At 71.1% G+C, this 19108-nt stretch carries 14 protein-coding genes and 1 pseudogene; 6 read left to right on the plus strand and 9 right to left on the minus strand.

The features are described from left to right. Positions 1-123: 123 nt before the first annotated feature. The 3 genes from B446_RS01215 to B446_RS01225 form a co-directional block, all read right to left on the minus strand. Complete coding sequence (locus tag B446_RS01215; protein ID WP_020937570.1) at positions 124-639, minus strand: hypothetical protein; 516 nt, start codon at positions 637-639, stop codon at positions 124-126. Between the two features lie 58 nt (positions 640-697). Further along, positions 698-1486, minus strand: coding sequence for an ArsR/SmtB family transcription factor (locus tag B446_RS01220; protein ID WP_020937571.1), 789 nt, complete (start codon positions 1484-1486; stop codon positions 698-700). A gap of 359 nt (positions 1487-1845) precedes the next feature. Then, positions 1846-3918, minus strand: a complete 2073-nt coding sequence (locus tag B446_RS01225; protein ID WP_148305712.1) for a glycosyltransferase family 4 protein — start codon at positions 3916-3918, stop codon at positions 1846-1848. A gap of 211 nt (positions 3919-4129) precedes the next feature. Here B446_RS01225 and B446_RS01230 point away from each other — a divergent pair, with 211 nt between their 5' ends. Beyond that, positions 4130-5434: a glycosyltransferase gene (locus B446_RS01230; RefSeq protein WP_237751105.1), complete on the plus strand. Its 1305-nt coding sequence runs from the start codon at positions 4130-4132 to the stop codon at positions 5432-5434. Between the two features lie 26 nt (positions 5435-5460). Here B446_RS01230 and B446_RS01235 read toward each other — a convergent pair whose 3' ends face one another. From B446_RS01235 to B446_RS01245, 3 genes are all read right to left on the minus strand, one after another. Then, positions 5461-6255, minus strand: a complete 795-nt coding sequence (locus B446_RS01235) for a YqjF family protein (RefSeq protein ID WP_078614597.1) — start codon at positions 6253-6255, stop codon at positions 5461-5463. A 7-nt stretch (positions 6256-6262) separates the two neighbouring features. Beyond that, positions 6263-6964, minus strand: a complete 702-nt coding sequence (locus B446_RS01240) for an SDR family NAD(P)-dependent oxidoreductase (protein WP_020937575.1) — start codon at positions 6962-6964, stop codon at positions 6263-6265. 211 nt (positions 6965-7175) lie between these two features. After that, entirely contained in the window at positions 7176-7652 is a 477-nt protein-coding gene (locus tag B446_RS01245) for a hypothetical protein (protein WP_020937576.1), read from the minus strand. Positions 7653-8094: 442 nt separating this feature from the next. Here B446_RS01245 and B446_RS01250 point away from each other — a divergent pair, with 442 nt between their 5' ends. The 3 genes from B446_RS01250 to B446_RS01260 all read left to right on the plus strand — a co-directional run bounded on the left by B446_RS01250 (position 8095) and on the right by B446_RS01260 (position 11573). After that, positions 8095-8970, plus strand: coding sequence for a polysaccharide deacetylase family protein (locus B446_RS01250; RefSeq protein WP_020937577.1), 876 nt, complete (start codon positions 8095-8097; stop codon positions 8968-8970). A 113-nt stretch (positions 8971-9083) separates the two neighbouring features. Next, positions 9084-10208, plus strand: coding sequence for an alpha/beta hydrolase (locus tag B446_RS01255; RefSeq protein ID WP_020937578.1), 1125 nt, complete (start codon positions 9084-9086; stop codon positions 10206-10208). 561 nt (positions 10209-10769) lie between these two features. Further along, entirely contained in the window at positions 10770-11573 is an 804-nt protein-coding gene (locus B446_RS01260) for a trypsin-like serine peptidase (protein ID WP_020937579.1), read from the plus strand. 121 nt (positions 11574-11694) lie between these two features. On the opposite strand, the gene B446_RS01265 is transcribed toward B446_RS01260, so the two are convergent. Further along, positions 11695-13704 (minus strand): glycosyltransferase family 39 protein, encoded by a 2010-nt coding sequence (locus B446_RS01265; protein ID WP_020937580.1) that lies wholly within the window; start codon positions 13702-13704, stop codon positions 11695-11697. A gap of 450 nt (positions 13705-14154) precedes the next feature. After that, the gene (locus B446_RS01270; protein WP_020937581.1) at positions 14155-14733 is read right to left on the minus strand and encodes a hypothetical protein; all 579 of its coding nucleotides are present in this window, start codon (positions 14731-14733) and stop codon (positions 14155-14157) included. 1007 nt (positions 14734-15740) lie between these two features. Here B446_RS01270 and B446_RS35990 point away from each other — a divergent pair. Both B446_RS35990 and B446_RS36680 read left to right on the plus strand, forming a co-directional pair. Further along, positions 15741-17480 carry a serine/threonine-protein kinase gene (locus B446_RS35990; RefSeq protein WP_078614599.1) on the plus strand — a complete coding sequence of 580 codons (1740 nt, stop codon included), beginning with the start codon at positions 15741-15743 and terminating at the stop codon, positions 17478-17480. Positions 17481-17581: 101 nt separating this feature from the next. Further along, positions 17582-17934: pseudogene (locus tag B446_RS36680) on the plus strand (DUF3103 family protein). A gap of 15 nt (positions 17935-17949) precedes the next feature. On the opposite strand, the gene B446_RS01280 reads toward B446_RS36680, so the two are convergent. Beyond that, positions 17950-18870 (minus strand): MBL fold metallo-hydrolase, encoded by a 921-nt coding sequence (locus B446_RS01280; protein ID WP_043477172.1) that lies wholly within the window; start codon positions 18868-18870, stop codon positions 17950-17952. Between the last annotated feature and the right edge of the window lie 238 nt (positions 18871-19108).

A 19108-nucleotide genomic window follows, 5' to 3' on the forward strand; every position in this document is an offset into this window, starting at 1 on the left:
GGCAGGCGCTTCGACCTGCCGCCGAGACCGGAGCGGCACGAAGGTCGCCGGAGCATGCGGTGCGCCGGCTGGACGTGGGTCCGCGGCCACGTCCGTCTCCACCGGTGTGGTCATGTGCCGTGGTCAGCGCGTGGCCTCGTTCATGGCTCGCTCGGGGAGGAGGGCGAGGAGCTGTTTCGTGTGGCCGGGCAGTTCTGCCTTCGCCAGGCCAGTGACGATGTCGCGCAGTGGCATGGGCTGATCGACCAGGAGGGTGTCGTTGGACAGGAGCCGGGCAGGCACCAGGGTGCCGAGCTCGGCGTCGCTGAGCGCCGCGCTTCGGGCGAGTGCGCACAGCGCAGCTGCCTGTCCACGGATGCGCTCCCGGAGACCGGCGTTGCCGCCTGCGTGCGCGATGGTGCGCCGGATGGTCCAGACGTCGAGTGCGATCCGGTTGTCGTACGTCGTGTTGGCCCCCGCTTCGATGCCTGCGATGGCGGCGATGGTGGCGGCACTGACGAGAGAGACGTGCGCGAGGATCTCGTCGGCGTTCCACTCGCCGTCCGGTGGGGCGGGGTTGGGGTCGTCGGCGCTGGCCACGGTGGCGGCGGCGTCAAGCAGCGTTCGGTAGGCGTCCTGGAGTGAGCCGGTGTCCAGCATGTATGGCACCTGTCTGTGCGGGCGTAGACGGAATGAACCGCGGGCGAAGCGGCGCGGCTCAGGTGTGGGCGCGGGACATCTCCCAGGGCGCCTGCGGCAGGACCTCGCCCGTCTCCAGCATCGACTTGAGGTTGGCCAGCACGGCCGGCCAGCCGGCGGAGATGCCGCCCAGCATCTCCTGGTTGGGGAGCCTCTCGTGGGTCACGGTGAGGCGGACGATGTCCTCATGCGGCTCGACGAGGAAGGTGACGACCGACGGCTCTCTCGGCGATTCGGCATCGGGGGCGTCGTCGAAGGTGACGACCAGCCGGGTCGGGGGCTCGGTTTCCAGGACGCGGCCCACCACGTCGACCTTGCCCGAGCCGTCGGCTCGCCGGTGCTCCCAGGCCGAGCCCGGCTGCCAGTCGGAGACATTCGCGTGACCCCAGTAGCGCGCCGTCAGGTCGGCATCGGTCAGGGCTTGCCACACCTGCTCCGCACGGGCGCGGATATAGGTGACATATACATAGTCCGGCACTGGTGCAGGTGCTTCGGTCATGGCGTACTCCTCTGCCTGGCGCTTGATGGCGCTGATCGCTTGCAGGCGGGGCTTGTCGAAGCCGGAGATCCAGCGCTCCTCGATCTCGTGGATCGGGGTCGGGTTCAGGTAGTGCAGCCGCTCCCGGCCGCGCCGTACGACGGTGACGAGGTCGGTACGCACGAGGACGTCCAGATGCTGTGTCACCGACTGGCGTGACATGTCGAGGCGTTCACACAGTTCGCGCAGCGTCTGCCCGTTGTGCTCGCGCAACCGGTCGAGCAGGAGTCGCCGAGTGGGATCGGCCAGCGCCTTGAACACCGAGTCCATCGCTATTGCTTCGAGGCTCACGCTCGACATTATGCAGGTATTTACCTGCCTATTGTCAAGCGCGACGACCGGCCCTACCAGCCGGGCGCGGCTGACGTGCGCAAACCTCTGGGGGGGAAGTCTCACTGCCCCGACCGCGATCACAGACCACGAGGCCGCTGCGATCAGTGGGGCGGCCCGTACGCTCAGGAACCGACATGCCCGACACCCCGCCGCTCGCCGATGCTGTCCCTGCAGGCACTGTCCCGCTGTTGCGCCTCGCCGAGCCCGCACACCACGGGGTCGGCGTCGGTGGGTCCCACGGCGGTACCGCAGATCGTGAGGCTGCCGAACAGGTACTCGTCCGGCCCGCCCACTGGTCAGTCGGTGTGCAGGGCGGTGTACTCGGCGGCCAGTTCGTCGGCCATGCGTGTCACGGAGAACCGCTCGGCGACCAGCTTCCTGCCCGCAGCCGCGTAACGGCGCCGGTCGTCGACGGAGGTGGCGGCGACCCGCCGTAGGCCCCGCATCAGGCCCGCCTGGCCGGATGTGTCCATCAGGAGCCCGTTGACCTGGTCGCGGAGGTAGTGCGCGACTCCCCCGCGGCGCGGACCGGCGACGGGAAGGCCGGCGTCCATCGCCTCCAGGACCGCTATCCCGAACTCCTCCTTCGCGCTCGGGCAGACGTACCAGCAGCGGGCGTCGGCCGTGCGCTGTGCCAGGGCACGCTGCAGTCGGCGTACCTCGTTGTTCGGCAGGGCCGGCAGCAGCGCCAGGCGGCGCGCGGCCTGCGGGTACGGGGCGAGGAGGGTGTCGATGCGGCGGCGGACGTCGTCCTCCGCGGCGGTGCCGGCGCCGGGGCTGCCGCCGATGAGGACGAGGGTCGTGGTGTGGTGGGCGCCCGTCGCCAGCCAGGACCGGACCAGGAGGTCCTGCTGCTTGACCGGGTGCAGCCGGCCCACGCACAGCAGCGCGGGCAGTTCGCGGTCGCGGGGGTCGAGGGCGTCGGGGCGCGTCCCGTCCCGGTAGAGCCGCTTCAGCGCCTCGCGCCGCCGGTCGTCCTCGTCGGGTGCGGGCTGGTAGGGGGCGATGCCTTCGGGCGGGGCGCTGGGTCCGCGTCCTGCGTTGAGCTGGGCGAGGCCGGGGAAGTGGCGGACGAGTTCACGGGTGCCGCCGCGTCCGGGGATACCGACGACCGTGTCCGCGCGCTCGACGAGCCGGTCGGCCAGGAAGACCCGGTGCAGATCGTGCCGGAGGCCGTCCGCCGCCGTGGGGTCGGCGGGATCGCTCTCGGCATGGCGTTCGGCGAGTCCGCGGTGCGGGTCGGGCGTGGCCGTGAAGACCAGCGCGGCGCCCAGGCGCTCGGCGGCGTCGGCGAGGGCCAGGCTGCCGTCGTCGGCGTATCTGACGTGCAGGACGTCCAGGGGCCGTGGCATGGCGCCGAGCAGGCGGACCGCCCACCAGGTGAGTGCGGGGCGGTGGCGGTGCATCTCGACCTGGGCCGGGGCCGAGGGGGCGTCCACGGGGAGCCGCAGGACCCAGTGCCCGGGGGCGCGTTCGTAGGCCAGCCGGTCGTCGGCGGCGAGGTCCTCGTGCCCGGCGGTCACGACGGTGATGACGCCGGATATCCCGTCGGTCGTGGCCAGCCGGTCGCCGAGCCCGCCCAGCAGCACCGCCAGTCCACCGCTCATCCCCTGCCCCGGGGTGTCCAGGCCGCCCAGCAGCATGCTCTGGGCGACCAGCCGGCCCGCGGGCCCCCGCCTCTCCGGGCCGAAGGCGGGTACCGGGGGCGCCAGCAGGAGCCGTTCGTAGGCGTCCCCGGCCCGGGAAGGATGGGGCAGATGGGCGGGGCCGCCGGGGAGTTGACGCAGGTACCGCCAGGCGGAGTGGCGTACGGCCCGGTGCGTGGTGGTGCGCGCGAGCGACGCGCTCTCGACCGGGGTGAGGGGATGCAGGCCGGCGCCCACCGCGAGGTCGAGCAGGTGGCCTGCGACCGGTCCGTCGCAGGGCTCGCCGAGCATGGCGCGCAGTACCTCCTCGGCGTGCCGGGGGCCGTGCCGGCGCACGGTCTCCGGCCACAGCTCGGTCAGCACGGCCATGAGGCGGGGGTCGCCCTCCCGGTGGGCGAGCAGGGCCTCCGGCGTCAGCGGTACGCCCAGCCGGGCGGCGCGACGCAGTCCCGCCACGGCCTTGTCCCGGCGGTCCACTCCGGCTCCCTCGCCGGGCGGGACGGCCCGCAGCTCGTACTCGGCTTCCAGTAGTTTCGCCAGTTCGCCCTGGGCGTCCGGAAGACGTCTGTCGTGCCTCGGCCCGTGGAGGTGCGCGGTCCAGCCGGAGCCGTTGAAGAACGCGGTGCGGGCGGCCACCAAGGGGTCGCGGGTCTCGTGGCCCGTTCTTCCCGGCCGTGCGGGGTCGTGAGCCGCCGAGGGGGCTGCGAAAGCGGTGCCGGCCACGGGTTCTCCTGTCTCAGGGACGGCGCTGACCTCTGTGGTTCGCGGGGTGTCGGCCTTCCGGATGCACCTGCCTCCGGTGCTCATTGCCACACCGTCCGACCTGCCCGAACGTGGCTACGATGCGCTGGCCCGGGCCTGCTGGACAGCGGGCGGAAGATGCCTTGGCCGAGGGGTTCGCATGCCGCGTGTCGTTGTCGTAAGTCCCCCGTTCATGTCCCACGCGCGACCGTTGTCGGTCCTGGCCGGGGCTCTGCGCCGGCGCGGTGCGGACGTGTACTTCGCCTGCGCTCCGACCTTCGAGCATCTGGCGCGGGAGGCCGGGGTGGGCTTCGAGCCGCTCTCCGTGACGCGGAATGCCAACACCGGGGTGGCCGAGGCGACCGAACAGGACGCCCGGGAGGCGGCCCGGCTGGCGGAGTTCCTGGACGCCACCAGGAAGGGTGCCGTGTCGACGCTGCTGGTCCAGACCCGCCATCGGCGGGCTGACATGCTGGCCGACCCGGACGGGGTGCTCGACGCGCTGCGCTCGGCCGACCGACGGCTGCGCCCCGACTGGTACGTCGTGGACCAGCTCAGCTACCCGGTCACCCTGGCCCTGCACTGCCTGGGCGTGCCCTACGCGACCTTCTGCCCCGGACATCCCAGCTATGTGCTCTCCGGCCCCGACGCCTACTTCGGCGTCCCCTACGCCTGGCCCGACGCACTGCGGCCCGAACCGGAGCGGCTGCGGGAGCTGAGGGCCGCGGCGCGGCAGAGCGACGAGGCCTTCACCGCCCTGTTCGCGGCCTTCGCCCGGCGGCACGCGCCTTCCCGGCCGGCTCCGGGCCGCGCCTTCGCCCACAGCTCGCCGCACGCAGTCGTCTACGCCTACCCGGCGTTCCGCTGGCTGCCGACGCCTCCGCCGGGACCGGTGCGCCTGTTCGCCGGGCACATGGCCGCACTCCCGGACCCCCTCGACGCGAAGTGGGAGGCGCGCCTGAAACTGCTGCGTTCGAGCGGCGAGAGGCTCGTCCTCGTCGCGCTCGGTACGTTCCTGTCCGCGCGCGACGACGTCCTGCGCACCGTCGTCACCGGGTTGCTCGACGGCATGCCGGACGTGTCGGTCGTCGTCGCGGCCGGAGAACGGGCCGCCGCGCTGGCCGATCTCGCGGGCGAACGGACCGTGGTGGTGCCGTCGGTGCCCCAGCGCGCGCTCCTGGAGCGGGTGGACGCGATGGTGCACCACGGTGGCAGCAACTCCTTCACCGAATGCCTGCGGGCGGGCGTGCCCGCGGTGGTGCTGCCGTTCTCCAGCGACCAGTTCTCCGTGGCCCGGGACGCGGAGCGCGCCGGTGCCGGTGTGGTGCTCGACCCGAACACGCTGTCGCCGGCCGATGTCCCTGCGGCGCTCGGGACGCTGTGGCGGACCGCGAGCCCGCGTATGCCCGGTCTGGCCGCGGCGGTACGGCGGCGGGGGCCCGGGTGGGCGGCTGGAGAGCTGCTGGCCGCCATGGGCCGGCGGACGTCGGCGGACTGATCCCGGCGCCGTCGTGCCGGGGTGGGTCAGCCGGGCCGCGTGGCGTGTGCGGGCAGGGGCACCGGCGGGCCGAAGACCACCGGGAGACCGGGAGCGTACAGAACGCTCACGGGCTCGCCCTGCGGCCTCGACAGCCCGGCCGCCGCGACCAGTTCGTCCTGCCAGCCCAGCAGGGTGCACCTGCGGAAGGACCAGGCGGGGTGTGCGTTGGGGAGGTAGTAGGTGCGCCCGAGGAACCGCTCGTGCAGCCCCCAGCGCTGAGTGAGGAACTCCTCCAGCGGCGTGGCCGCCACCGGCTCGTCCGCCACGTCCAGCCACACCCGTGCGGCGGCTCGCGCACCCTGGCGCCCACCCGTGCGGTACAGCAGCCGGCTGTCGAACCACTGGCTGTGGATGCGGGACCACCGGTAGGGCAGGCCGAACGCGCCGCGGGCCGCCAGTACGGGCAGCAGTCGGTCGCAGTCGAGCGAACGGAACACCACCCCGCGGCGTCCCGTGGCGTCGCGGCTGTACAGGCGGACGTTGACCTCGCCGAAGCTCCCCAGGTAGGGCAGGGCCGGCGCCCGGCCGAAGGCGAGGTCGTCCATGCGGAAGAAGACCAGGCCGACGTACGCCCGGCCCTGGTGGAGGTCGGGCACGGTGCCGGCCGGCAGCAGCCGGGCCACCTCGAACGGGTCGGCGGGCCAGTGCAGGAACACCAGGTCCCGCCAGCGCTGCCGGAACAGCACGCGCCGCACCGTACGCGGAGCCAGCGGGGTCAACGCCTCCGCGGGCCGGGTGCGGTGGTACGAAGGGCCGTACGCGAGACGTCTCCTCGGCATGTCCGCCCTACCGCACCACTTCGAGTGCCGCACCGCTGCCGGGACGCACAAGTCTCGCCCCCTCGGAGAGCGCCCGCACGATCACGTCCACTGCCTCCGGAACGGGCAATCCCCGCGGCAGCGGCGGCGCTTGGCCCGCGACGGCGCGCCCGGCGAAGCCCGTGTCCATGTGGGGCAGGTTGATCTCCAGCACGGTCACGCCCTGGCGTCGCCGCTCCCGGCGGACCGCCGTGAGCCAGGTGGCCAGCGCGGCCTTGGCGGCGGCGTAGTCCGCCATCCGAGCCGGTGCCGCCTCGGCGACGATCCCGGTGACGGCCGCGAGGACGCCGCCCTCGGGCAACCGGTCCCCGGCGGCCCGCAGGAACGCCATGGGGGCCAGCGCGTTCACCGCCATCAGGTGTTCGGACACCGCGTCCTCCACCTCCCCGGCCGACCCGAAGGCCGCGACTCCGACGCATACGACGACGCCGTCCAAGCCGCCCAGTTCCGCCGCCGCCCAGTCGACGGTCTTCGCACAGGAGTCGGCGTCCCAGGCGTCGAAGGTGCGGGCGGGAGCGTGCTCGCACGCCGCCGAGACACGGGTGAGGGCCTCGCGGTCACGTCCGGCCAGTGCCGTGCGCGTACCGAGGGCGCACAGTCGTACGGCGAGCGCCGCCCCGATCTCCCCGGTGGCACCCGGCACCAGAATCCGTGCATCTCTCAGGTCCATGCCCCGCCTCGCCTTCCTTGCCGACGACCTGGCACTACGTGTCTGGTTCGTTGGTCGGCCGTCGGCCGGATGCAGACGCGGGCACACCAGGAACGGCACGTCGGCCCGCCGGCGGCTTACCGGGGTCGACGGCGTTCCCGGTCCGGGTCGGTCTCGCCGCCGCCAGCGACCGTCTCGCGGCCTCGGATGTCGTCCTCTGATCAGGTACGGGTCAGTCCCACATGTTGAAGATCACGTCCCCGACAGATCCAGGACGCCAGTACGTCAGATCCTTCCCCTGGGCCAGCGCCGCCGGCGGCTGGGTGGCCGCCCGCGACCAGTCCATGTCCAGCTCGGCCGCCGTCAGCAGACGAATCCGCGACACGGCCGCGATGGCCGATCCGATGGCGGGGTCGTCGACGAAAGAAAGCGGCCAGAAGGACGACTCGCCGGGAGGAGCTGCCAGGGCGAGCAGCGGCAGGGTCTGATGGCACAGGACCGCCACCCGGCGATCACGGAAAGCGATCACTACGTGGTGAAAGCTGGGCGGGAAGCGACCGTCGGACACCGACTCGACGTGCCCACCTGTTCGGCGAGCGATCTCGTAGCAGACGGCCTTGAAGTCGGCCAGTGCCGGAGCCTCTTCGTCTCCGGGCGGCCACTGCCAATGTGGGTCCGTGGCCTGACTTCGCTGTTCGCCCCGCCCCATGGCGCGATCCTAGCGCCGACGTCAGGCGGGCCGTCCGGAGAAGTCCCCCACGATCACCATCTGCCACGCCCCTCCACGGTTGCCGACGCCGACGTCACCCCGCTGTGCGGGGATCCCCACTACCGGCGACATGTCCGCTATCAACCATTCTGCAACACTCTTCGGTCGGGCGGCTCTGCCGTGCAGGTGCCGGAGGGCGAGAGCGGCGTGCGTTCCGCTGCGGTGGGCCGACGTCGCCTTAGTCGCGCGCGGTGACGAAGACGGGGTTCTCGTCGACGAGGACGACAGCCTGCGCGACGGTGCCGACGGCGGCGTCGTGGGCTCTGGTCATATTCTCACCCTCCGCCGAACTTCACCTTTCACACCGCTGAACTTCGCTTTTCATGCCGCGGTTACCTTCCAGCAGAGTCAAGGTCAGCTTTGCAGGCAGGAGAGCGGTGCGGTGAAGCGACGCAACACAGGCAGCAGGTTCTGCGCCCCGCTGGTCAGCGTGCTCCTGGCTGTGTCCGTAGGCGGCTGCGGCATGAGCGGTGGCAACGCGACCGGCCCGGCGGCCACCTCGTCGACGTCCGCCGGCGTCCGCGGCACCCCCGGGGCCACGTCGCACGTCACGGCTGAGCCCGCCACCTGGCACAAGTGGGGCCTGACACCGCTGCCCGCGACTCCCGAGCCCCCCGCGGACAAACCCCTCAAGCTGTCGGCGACCGGCCCGATCCCGGTCTTCAGCCATGTACCGACATCCCAGAAGGTCGTCTTCATCACCGTCGACGACGGACTGGAAAAGGACCCCAAGTTCATCGAGATGATGCGGGACCTGAAGATCCCGATCACGATGTTCCTGATGAACGACGCCATCAAGTCGGACTATGGGTACTTCAAGCCACTGCAGGCGATGGGCAACCACATCCAGAACCACACCCTGCACCATCCCGCGATGAACACCATCCCTCTGAGCCGCCAGAAGCAAGAGGTGTGCGGCGATCAGAAGATCCTCACTCAGCAGTTCGGCACCGCCCCGTTCCTCTTCCGGCCGCCCTACGGGGCGTACAACAACAACACCAAGACCGCGGTGGGAGATTGCGGGCCGCGAGCGATCGTCTGGTGGCGCGAATCCATGCAGGTACGCAATCTGCAGTACCAAGAGCCACGCAAGAAGTTGCGCCCCGGCGACATCATCCTCGCCCACTTCCGCGGTCCTGCGGAGCTCAAGGGCACCACCATGACGGAGATGTTCGCGAATCTGCTCAAGTGCATCCGGGCACAGGGCTTCGCGGTAGCCCGCCTGGAGGACTACATCCAGCCGCCGACCGGACATTGAACCAACCAGAGATCCCGTGCCCGATCGGACATCCGGCGACAAAGGACCAGAGCAAGCCCTCGCGACGAAGTGCGGGCGGCTGCCGGGCAGAAAGCGCAGACAGGTAACATCCCATGGGTCTCACAAGCGACAAGGTGCTGATGCTGGCGACCGTCCTCGCCGCCGTACTGTTCCTCGGCACGGTATGGCTGTGGCCGCGCCTGGCCCGGCGTAACTGGCGGGCCGTCAGCGGACGGTTCGGGTTGCTGCTCGCCACCCAGGTGGCGGCCCTCGCCACGGTGGGACTCGCCACCAACCAGGCGTTCGGCTTCTACGCCAGTTGGTCCGACCTGTTCGGCCAGGAGACCGACCAGGGAGTGGTCGTCGACCACATGGCGGAAAGCGGCGGCAGCCCCGTCCAAGTGCTCTCCGCCTCCCCTGTCATCGGTGCGAGCAGCGCGCTGCCGCAGATGGCCGGGCAGGTCCAGAAGGTCGACATCATCGGCCGTACGACCCATCTCGCCACGCCGGCGTTCGTGTACCTACCCCCGGAGTACTTCCAGCCGCAGAACCACGCGCGCAGGTTCCCGGTGACCGTCGTTCTCACGGGATACCCGGGCACGGCCCAGGCGCTGGTGGACAAGCTGGACTACCCGAGCACGATCCAGCAGCTGGCCAAAAAGGGGAAGGTGCAGCCGATGATCCTGGTGATGCTACGTCCGACCGTGGCGCCGCCACGGGACACCGAGTGCGTCGACGTTCCCGGGGGCCCGCGGACCGAGACGTTCTTCGCCAAGGATCTGCGCGATTCGGTGATGGCCCACTACCGGGTCGACAAGACGCCCGCCAGCTGGGGCATCGCCGGCGACTCGACCGGCGGCTACTGCGCACTCAAGATCGCCATGCACCACCCGCGCTCGTACGCGGCCGCAGCGGGCCTGTCGCCGTACTACAGGGCGCCGATCGACCCCACCACCGGGGACCTCTTCCATGGCGACAGGAAGCTGCAGCACAGCGCCGACCTCTTCTGGGCGCTCAAGCACCTGGCCGCCCCCGAGACGTCGCTGCTCGTCACCAGCAGCAGGGTCGGTGAGCACAACTTCAAGGACACGCTCAAGTTCATCAAGAGTGTGCAGGGCACGAGCGTGACCAGGATTTCGTCGATCATCCTTCCGAGCGGCGGGCACAACTTCAACACCTGGAAGCGGGAGATCCCGCCGATGCTGCAGTGGATGAGCGGGCGGCTGGTCGCACACTGAGCCGCTTCGGAGTAGCCACTGATCGGGTGACGCCGGGTGTGCGCACCGCACGAGGTTTCCGTGCCCTTGAGGGAAGTGTTCGACGTCTCAACTCATGGGCGCAGCAGCCTCGTTGGTTTCCTGTCCTGCCTGGTGTACCTGCGCCGGCACGACCCTCGCCCACCGGATCATCCGGATCTGTAAGCGCCCGGGCATGCCGGTCATCGCCGACCACGCCTGCACGGGAGCCGGACCATGGGTGACGACAGCCCGTCGAGGACCACCTTGCGGATACCTTCCTGGACCCGTTTCTGAGGAACCGGATCACTCCTCTGGCCCCCTATCGGTCTCTCCTGGAGCGACCGAGACCTGCTTCTGAACCGATCGACCGCTTCCGTCGGTGACCCGGCAACGGGAGCGACCAGGGTGCCGAAGACAGATCCGAACGGCGGATTGTGACGGGAGCCTCTCGGTCAGGCACGTCCCGAACTCCCGGCCCGCGTAGATAATGACCTTGTGCGCTCGCTAGTCAGACATTCCGTCCTGCCTCTGACGCTGGTCATCGTCGGGGCAGCCGCAGTGGTGGGCGACGCCGCGAGGGAAACCCATGCGGCCGGCAGCAGCGGGCGCGGCGGTTTCGGCAAGTCCGGCGAGCCGGGCCAGTCCCAGCTGGGCCAGGACCAGGACCTCCCCGCTACGGGCCCGGCCGAGGACGGCAACGCGTACACGCCCCGCAGGTCCGAGGAGGACGCCCGAATCGGCGCGGTCTTCGAGAAGGACGACCACGGTGCCCACTTCTGCACGGCGAGCGTGGTGCGGAGTCCGGGCCGGAACATGCTGATCACCGCGGCGCACTGCGCCTTCGACGCCGACTCCGGACAGCCGCTGAACGACCTGGTCTTCGCCCCCGGCTACCGCAACGGCGACGAACCCACCGGCCTGTGGAAGGTCAGCAAGGTGGTCGTCGACGACCGCTGGACCAGGTCGCAGGACGAGGACCTCGACGTCGCCTTCCTCGTCCTGGACCAGAAGGACGGCAGGAACATTCAGGATCTCCTGGGCGGCAACACTCTCGGCACAGACCGCGGCTTCGACAACAAGGTAGAGGTCACCGGCTACCCCACCAGCCGCGACACCCCCATCTCATGCCAGAACCGCACCACAAAGTTCAGCGACACCCAGCTGCGCATCCAGTGCACCCACCTCGAGGACGGGACCAGCGGCAGCCCCTGGCTCACCGACTACGACCCCAAGAGCCACACCGGCACCGTCATCGGCGTCCTGGGCGGCCACCAGGGCGGCGGCGACAAGGACGACGTGTCCTACGCCGCATACTTCGACGACGACATCGCCAAGCTCTACCGGCGCGCGCAGGACGAGGACTGAGCCCAGCTCATACTCGGCTGTCCGACCGCTCGGAACGATGAAGGGCAGTCGCGGTCCGGTGACGCTGACTACGAGTAGGACGTCCACCCGCGCACCTGCGGCTCCCAGTGGAACAAAGGTGTCACGGCGATGACAGACCCTCATGTGCTGCTGCCCGGCCCCTCTCCCGATCCGGGCCGCAGTCGTACAGCGTCTCCGCTTGGTCGCCGGAGCCGTAGGCCGCCGAAGGCACGACCGTACAGTGGTCGACGGTCCAGCGCACGATCATGGCAGCGGACGTGACCGCGTGGCGCGGACTCAGGTTCGCCTCGGCACGTGTCAGGACGACATAGCGCAGACGTCCGGTGCCTATGAGCTCGCGGAAGCCACCGGACGTCGGATGCGGGGCCCGGCCGGTGAAGCCGCCGACGGGCAGAACGTGCGCGTTGGCGGAGATGATGTAGGGCGCGGCCTCGTCCCAGCCGGGCACTGCGGCCAGGTACTCGGCGCCGCCTCGGTGCGCGGTCAGGTAGGCCAGCAGGCGTTCCCGGGTCGGGCCGAGCTTCGCCAGCGGGTTGCCCGCCCGATGGCTGGTGGGGCCCACGCGGCCCAGCGAGCCGGGCTGGTTGTAGCGCAGGGACAGCGCCGACGCCGACCAGGCGGCCGGGATGAGCAGGACCGCGGCGAGCCCGGCGGCCAGGCCGGCCGTGACGAGGCGCGGCCGTCGGCGGACGCACGACAGCACCAGGGCGACCAGGCCGAGGGCTGCGGCGGTGGGGACGGACCAGGGGATGAAGTGCGGATACCACCACGTCAGGGTCACGCACCAGGCGAGGTTCAGGGCGATCACGCCGGGCAGCACCCAGGCCCGTCGACCGCCCCTGCGGCACGCCCGCCAGGCCGGCACCGTCCCGGCGCCGCCCATCGCGGCCAGCGCCACGGCGACGACACCCATGTAATAGGTGTGTCCGGTCACGCTGCCGAAGCTGAACAACAGGAAGAACGTGACCAGCCACGACCCCCACAGCACATAGCCTGCCAGCACCCGGTCCGTGCGGGCCGCACGCCGCCGCCACAGCGCCCATGCGCCGCCCGCGACCCCGAGCGCGGCCAGCGGGTACAGCCATCCGGTTTGTGTGGCGATCCCGGGGCTGAACATCTTCCAGACGCTGTCGCCCATGCCGGGCCCGGTGCCGGCCGTCCGCAAACTCTCGTTGGGGGCGACGCTACCGGCGGCGGCCGCGTCGAGCCCGTGGAAGCGGGTCAGGAAGTTGTAGCCGACGACCAGACCATACGCCGAGTTGTCCGTGGTGCCGTCGAGGTAGGGGCGCTCGGACGCCGGGGTCAGCGTGGCCACCACCATCCACGACAGCGACACGCCGCACGCCACCGCGCCGGCCAGCGCGACGTCCAGGAGCCGACGGCGTAGGGCCGTGGGCGCGGCGACGAGGTAGGTCACGGCGAGCGCGGGCAACACCGCCCAGGCCTCCAGCATCTTGCACTGGAAGGCCGCGCCCACCCACACCCCGGCGAGCAGCAGCCGGCGACGCCGGCCTCCCTCGGTCGCCCGCTGGGTGGCCGCGGCGGCGAGAAGCAGCAGAAGGGTGAACGGCGAGTCCTCCGTGACGGACCGCCCAAGGCCGACGAACACGGGAGTGAGCGTCAGAAAGCCCGCCGCCAGCAGACCGGCCGGCACGCCCGCCCAGCGGCGTACCAGGCCATGGAGCAGGACCACGCAGGCCATGCCTTCGATCGCCTGCGGCAGTACCAGCGCCCATGGATGAAAGCCGAAGACCAGCGCCGACAGGGCCTGCGGCCACAGGTAGCCGGGCAGTTTGTCGATCGTGATCGTGTTGCCCGGATCGAAGGATCCGTAGAAGAAAGCGACCGGATTGTCGGTCATGCTGCGCACGCCGGCCGCGTAGAACGCATGGAACGAGCTGTCGTCCAGGCCCCACAGGGCGAGCAGGGCGGCGACCATCACGATGCCCAGCAACACCGGGAGCTCGTAGGCCGGCCGCGCGGTACCCGTGCGGGGCGCGGGTAGCGCCGACCCGTCGTCGCCGGGCCAGCTCAGCACGGCGGAGTTGGCACGCACCGTCGCCGGCTCGGCGCCCCGCTCTTGGGTCGGCTCGCTGTGGGACGTGAACATGAGCGGCCTTTCCAGACTTCCGAAAACTGGATCCGGACTCTGTGGGCAATCCAGATCTTGGGGAGTATCCGTCGGTCGACATGCACGGAATCTGAACGGAGACTTAACTGCGTACCGGTCTCACCGCCCTCTCACTCAAATGGGAAGTAGCGGGCCATCGGATCGCGGCGCGCGGCCGGCCTGAGCGACGCGACAGGTGCAGTAGAAACGGGTAGCGCCTTTGCCCCCGTCAACGGCACCTGGACTGAGCGGTTGGCTTGCCCGCCGACACCCGAGTACTCGACCGTGCGGCCCGCCGTGCCACGCCCGGCACATCCATCGCTCGTCACCTTGCCGGACGGTACCCGGCTCACTCCGCCACCCCGATGATCTCGGTGGACGGCGCCGCAGTGGTGTTCCGGGCAGGAGACGGACGTACGGTCTCTCCGGCCGGTCGGCCGCCGCCGTGGCTCAGGAGTAGGTCATCGGGCAGCCGTGCCGCAGGGAGTGCTGCGCGGCGCGTAGGTAGAGCGCGACGTAGAAGGCTGCGTCCCGGTCCTCGGCCCACGGGCCGGGCCGCACCCGGGCGGTCCGCTCCGCCCCGCCCTCCAGGAACCACAGACTCAATGTGAGGTTCGCGCCCGCCGGCATCGCGTCCTCGGGCAGTTCGACGGCGCCGGCCAGCCGCTCGGCCAGGGCGAGCACCCGCGGGGCCCCGGCGACCGTTGTCTCCTCGCCGGAGTACGCGGTGCCGACGGGGAGCACGATCTCCTCCTCCAGCGCGAACGGCACCAGCACACTCCAGTCGAGGAGAGTCGACAGCTCCGCGTCGGTCAGCAGCGTCCTGCACAGCGCCACGAAGCCGTCCATGGACGGGCTGACCTTCTCCTCGAACCAGCCCGGCGCCTCTCGTACGGCCTGCCGCGGCTCGTAAGGGGGCAGCCCGCGCCGCTCCAGCTCGGTGTTCAGCGCGGCGGCGACGTCCCCGTACCCGTCCTCCCCCGGCCGCGACCACGCCCGCGCGGCGACACTCACCAGATAGACACCCATGATCGCAACGTACTGGCCGCCACCGACAACGTCCCGGCCCCTCCTGACAAACCCCGAACTGACGGCTTGTCGGCGTCGGGCAGCCGCTCCGAGACCACACCTCCCTCCCGGCCGACTCCCTTGACAGCCGCTCGCGCACGTTGGCCGGGTCGGTGGTCGACGGGCACCCATGGGGTGAAAGGCCGCCGGCGCGGGCCGCCGCCGCTGGTATGGCCACCCGGCCGGGTCCGTCCTGGACAACCTCAGCAGATCCACCGCCACGCAGTGAGCTGGCCACTCCTCGGCTGTTCGCGACGCTCCAACGGCTCGGAGAGGGCTGCTGCTTGGCTAGGGGCGGCCGCGTCCTTGGACGCCGTGGACCGTTGGCCGCGCGAAACGGGTGGTCTGCCTGAAGGGCTGCTCGGTACGGTGGCCCGGTGTGCTTCTACGCCATGACCTACTACAAGCTGCACTACGCGTGCGTCTCGTGCCGTGTCAGCTTCAAGCAGCATGCCCATCCGCAACGGGAGCACCTGTGCCCGAACTGTGCTCGGCCCCTCATGTGCGCTGGTCATGACTTCGCCCCTCCGCCCAGGCGTGATGTCCGCGGGTGGTCTGTGGTGGCTGCGGTACTGAAGGAAGGGCTGCGCTACGAGGGGCGATCAGCCTGCGGGTGCGGCAAGGAGCCCAAGTACCGCCCGCGGACGAGAGCCGAACTGCGGGTGCGTCGGTCCGTTGCCACAAGGGACCGGCTTCCGTTGTCCGAGACCATTTCCCGACCGGACCCTCTGACTCCGTCGGCCGGCTGACCCCGCACCTCAACATGTCGGTCGAGGACCTCTCCACGACCTGGGCCGGCACGGCTGCCGATCCGTCCGATCCGGCCCAACTCATCGCGACTGCGTTCGAACACCGCCGAGTCCGGGTGATTCCACCCGGGTCTATGGAAAGCGGAAACCTCGCAAGCGCTTGCTGACGTCATGATGTGATCGCCGCGTGGGGAGACGCGGCAGGCCTTGGGGGGTCACATGGAATCTTTGCGCGCGTTGGGGGCGGGGGATCCGGATCGGGTCGGTCCGTACCGCGTGGTGGGCCGGCTGGGTGCCGGCGGCATGGGACGGGTCTACCTGGCCCGCTCCAAGGGCGGCCGAGCCGTCGCCGTGAAGGTCGTGCGACCGGAACTCGCCGAGGACCGCGAGTTCCGGCAGCGGTTCGCCCGCGAGGTCGCCGCGGCCCGGAGGGTCAACGGCGTCTTCACGGCGGGCGTGGTGGACGCCGACCCGGACGCGGACCCGCCGTGGCTGGCCACCGCCTATGTGCCCGGCATCTCGCTGGACACCGCCGTCGCCCGGCACGGCGCCTGGCAGGCCGACCCGGTGACCACGCTGGCCGCCGGGCTCGCCGAGGCGCTGGAGGCGATCCACGCCGCGGGGCTCGTGCACCGCGACCTCAAGCCCTCCAACGTACTGCTCGCCGCCGACGGTCCGCGCGTCATCGACTTCGGCATTTCGACGGCGACCGAGGCGAGCGCGATCACCCGCACCGGGGTGGTGATCGGGACGCCCGGCTTCATGTCTCCGGAACAGCTCACGGGGGAGCCGGTCGGCCCGGCGAGCGACGTGTTCGCGCTGGGCGCGGTCCTTGCGTTCACCGCGTCGGGCTCCGGCCCCTTCGGCACGGGCTCGGCCCAGGGCCTGATGTACCGCATCGTCCACGGCGACCCCGATCTCGACGCGGTGCCCGGGCCGATCCGCGGTCTGGTCGGACGCTGTCTGGCCAAGCGGCCCGGCGACCGGCCGACCGTGGACGCGCTGCTGTCGGAACTGATCGACGCGGCGGGCACGCCACGCACGGCGCTCCTGTTCACGAACGCGACGTGGCTCCCCCCGACGGTGGCCGCGGAGGTGCGCGGCGCCCGGGACGGCGACCCCGAGTCGACGGTGCCCGAGACGCCGCCCGGGGGCGGCCGTCCGCAGGGGGGCACGCCGCCGGCCCCGGACCCCGCCGGAAGGAACGACCAGGCGCCCACCGTGACCGGGCCGGTGCCGCCGACCCCACCGCCCGCCTACACGCCGACCGCGGTGCTGCCGACCCCCGTTCCCCGGCCGCCCGGGAAACCCTCCCGGGCGTCCACCGGCAGACGGCGAGCGGCCGTGATCGGCTCCGTTATCGCCGGGGTGGTCGCGATCGGGCTCGTGGCGTGGCAGGCCGACGCCGTGCTCGGCGCGGGGGCCGGCTCCGGATCGGGCGCCTCCTCGCCGGGCTCCTCGCCCTACGGCAGCCCGACGCCGCTGGACGGTCCCTCCTCGCCCGCCGCCACACCGACGCCGCTGGACAGCCCGTACACTCCGGCCGGCACGCCCGATGACTCCCCGACCCCGCCCGCGAGCACCCCGCCCGAGGACAGCCCGTCCGCACCCGCCTCCGACGTGACCGACCTTTCCGGTCAGTGGGACGGGAGTTACGTCTGCAACCAGGGCATCACCGGGCTGGTGCTCACTATCGAGGACCACGGCGACGGCACCGTGGACGCCGTGTTCGCGTTCTACCCCGCGCCGTCCAACCCGCAGGTGCCGCGCGGTTCCTTCGCCATGGCGGGCACCCTCCAGAGCGGCGTGCTGACGCTGCGGGCCACACGGTGGATCGAGCAGCCGCCGAACTTCCTGGCCGTCAACCTCCAGGGCACGTACGACACCCGGACACCGGATCACCTGGACGGCCGGGTCTACGGCCCCAACTGCACGACGTTCTCGGCGGACCGTTCCTGACCCGCCGGGCCGGTCCACCGGGGCGAGTCCGCGAGGGACCCCGGTGGCCGGCAACACCCGTGGGCCGCCCGTGTCTCCGCGCACGACTTCCGTCGGTCGACATGCCCTACCTCGACTACGACGGGACGGTGTACTACCCCAACCAGATCCTGGTCAACTGGTCCCACTACAAGTACAACCTGGCCGACGTCGTCATGATGAGGACGACGACGGCACCAACTACAAGTCGCTCGCCCAGGCCCTCACCACGGCCCTGCTGACCGTCACCGGCCAGGGCACCTACATCCCGCTGGTGAACGCGGTGCTGTCGGCGATGCCCGACTCCTGGTTCACCGACGACCCCGACTACGTGGAGTCCTGGTACACCCTGGCCAGGAACTCCACGGGCCGTCTCGACGGAGCCGCCGACAACGGCTGGATGACCGTCGAACCGTACTTCGTCGAGCAGTTCTGACCCTCGGGCCAGGGTTCACCCGAGTCCGGCGAGCGGGGCGGACGACTGCCAGGCGACGGGCATGACGACGTCGACGGCGTCACGACGGGCCAGCGGCAGCAGCCGGCTCATCGTGACGCCGAGGTCGTCCATGGCGTAGGGCATGGGCCGCAGGGGCCGGTGGAGACCGAGGAAGAAGTCGTCCCAGTGCACGAGGACGACACGGCGGGCCCCGGTCGTGACCACGACCTCGTCCCAGTAGACACGCACGAACCCGGCCGGTCGCCTGCCCAGGTTTCCGACACCCAGATAGACGACGTCGGCGTCCACACCACGCAACGCGCCGGGCCGGAAGTTGGCACTGGCGTGCAGCAGCACACGTCCCCGGGGATGGGAGAGGACCACGCTGTAGGCGGTGCCGGTCCGCCAGGCGCCTGCGCGGGCCGGCGGGACGAGGGGCTCGTCGACGGTGCCGGGGAAGCGGTCGCCGGGGCTGTGCACGGAATCCAGGAAGGTCAGCCCGAAGCTCCCGTACGACACCGTGTCCCCGTCCGCGACCACGCGCAGGGACGACTCCGGCACGCCCGAGCCCCGGCCGATGTTCGCGGTGGACGGTGAGCCGATCAGGTCCGCGCCGGTCTCCAGCGCCCACACCGGGGCGTCCAGGGCGTGGTCGTAGTGGGAGTGAGCGCAGAACACCGCCGCGAGGTCCCGCGCCTGGAGCCGGTCGATCGCGGCGCGCACGAGCGCGCGGTCGGGCGAGATCCTGCCCGCCGCCACCCGCAACAGCCCCGGCCGGCTGACGAATCCGTCGCTGAGCACCGAGGTCTCCCCGTCGGAGAACAGCACGGAACTGGTGCCCAGGAAGTGCGCGACCACCCCGTCGTGGCCGGGCGCGGCGGCCTGCTTGTACGGAAGGCACGGGCGCAGACTCGGACGGCCGAAGGGCATTCTCATACGGGCATCCTGGCCCATCACGACCCAGCCGGGCGAGGACGGCGTGCCGGGAGGACCGGACGTCCCGTGCAGGCTGAGGTACATGCCCTTCTCCCTGTACCCATGGTGCGCAGCGGGTGCGGGCGCGGACTTCCCGTCGAGATCGTCGACGGAGGCCCCACTCCAGCCTTCGCGGAACCGGTCGGCACGGGTCGGCGTCCTCCCATGCGCCCGCAAGATCGACTTCAGTGAAGGACGC

The sequence above is a fragment of the Streptomyces collinus Tu 365 genome (assembly GCF_000444875.1).
Classification (GTDB): Bacteria; Actinomycetota; Actinomycetes; order Streptomycetales; family Streptomycetaceae; genus Streptomyces; species Streptomyces collinus_A.

What these genes read in the sequence shown, in the direction of transcription:
- B446_RS01215 (WP_020937570.1), bottom strand. Translation starts at nt 639, where the DNA reads ATGCTGGACACCGGCTCACTCCAGGACGCCTACCGAACGCTGCTTGAC.
- B446_RS01220 (WP_020937571.1), bottom strand. Translation starts at nt 1,486, where the DNA reads ATGGACTCGGTGTTCAAGGCGCTGGCCGATCCCACTCGGCGACTCCTG.
- B446_RS01240 (WP_020937575.1), bottom strand. Translation starts at nt 6,964, where the DNA reads ATGGACCTGAGAGATGCACGGATTCTGGTGCCGGGTGCCACCGGGGAG.
- B446_RS35990 (WP_078614599.1), top strand. Translation starts at nt 15,741, where the DNA reads ATGGAATCTTTGCGCGCGTTGGGGGCGGGGGATCCGGATCGGGTCGGT.
- B446_RS01245 (WP_020937576.1), bottom strand. Translation starts at nt 7,652, where the DNA reads ATGGGGCGGGGCGAACAGCGAAGTCAGGCCACGGACCCACATTGGCAG.
- B446_RS01235 (WP_078614597.1), bottom strand. Translation starts at nt 6,255, where the DNA reads ATGCCGAGGAGACGTCTCGCGTACGGCCCTTCGTACCACCGCACCCGG.
- B446_RS01270 (WP_020937581.1), bottom strand. Translation starts at nt 14,733, where the DNA reads ATGGGTGTCTATCTGGTGAGTGTCGCCGCGCGGGCGTGGTCGCGGCCG.
- B446_RS01230 (WP_237751105.1), top strand. Translation starts at nt 4,130, where the DNA reads ATGTCCCACGCGCGACCGTTGTCGGTCCTGGCCGGGGCTCTGCGCCGG.
- B446_RS01255 (WP_020937578.1), top strand. Translation starts at nt 9,084, where the DNA reads ATGGGTCTCACAAGCGACAAGGTGCTGATGCTGGCGACCGTCCTCGCC.
- B446_RS01280 (WP_043477172.1), bottom strand. Translation starts at nt 18,870, where the DNA reads ATGAGAATGCCCTTCGGCCGTCCGAGTCTGCGCCCGTGCCTTCCGTAC.
- B446_RS01265 (WP_020937580.1), bottom strand. Translation starts at nt 13,704, where the DNA reads ATGTTCACGTCCCACAGCGAGCCGACCCAAGAGCGGGGCGCCGAGCCG.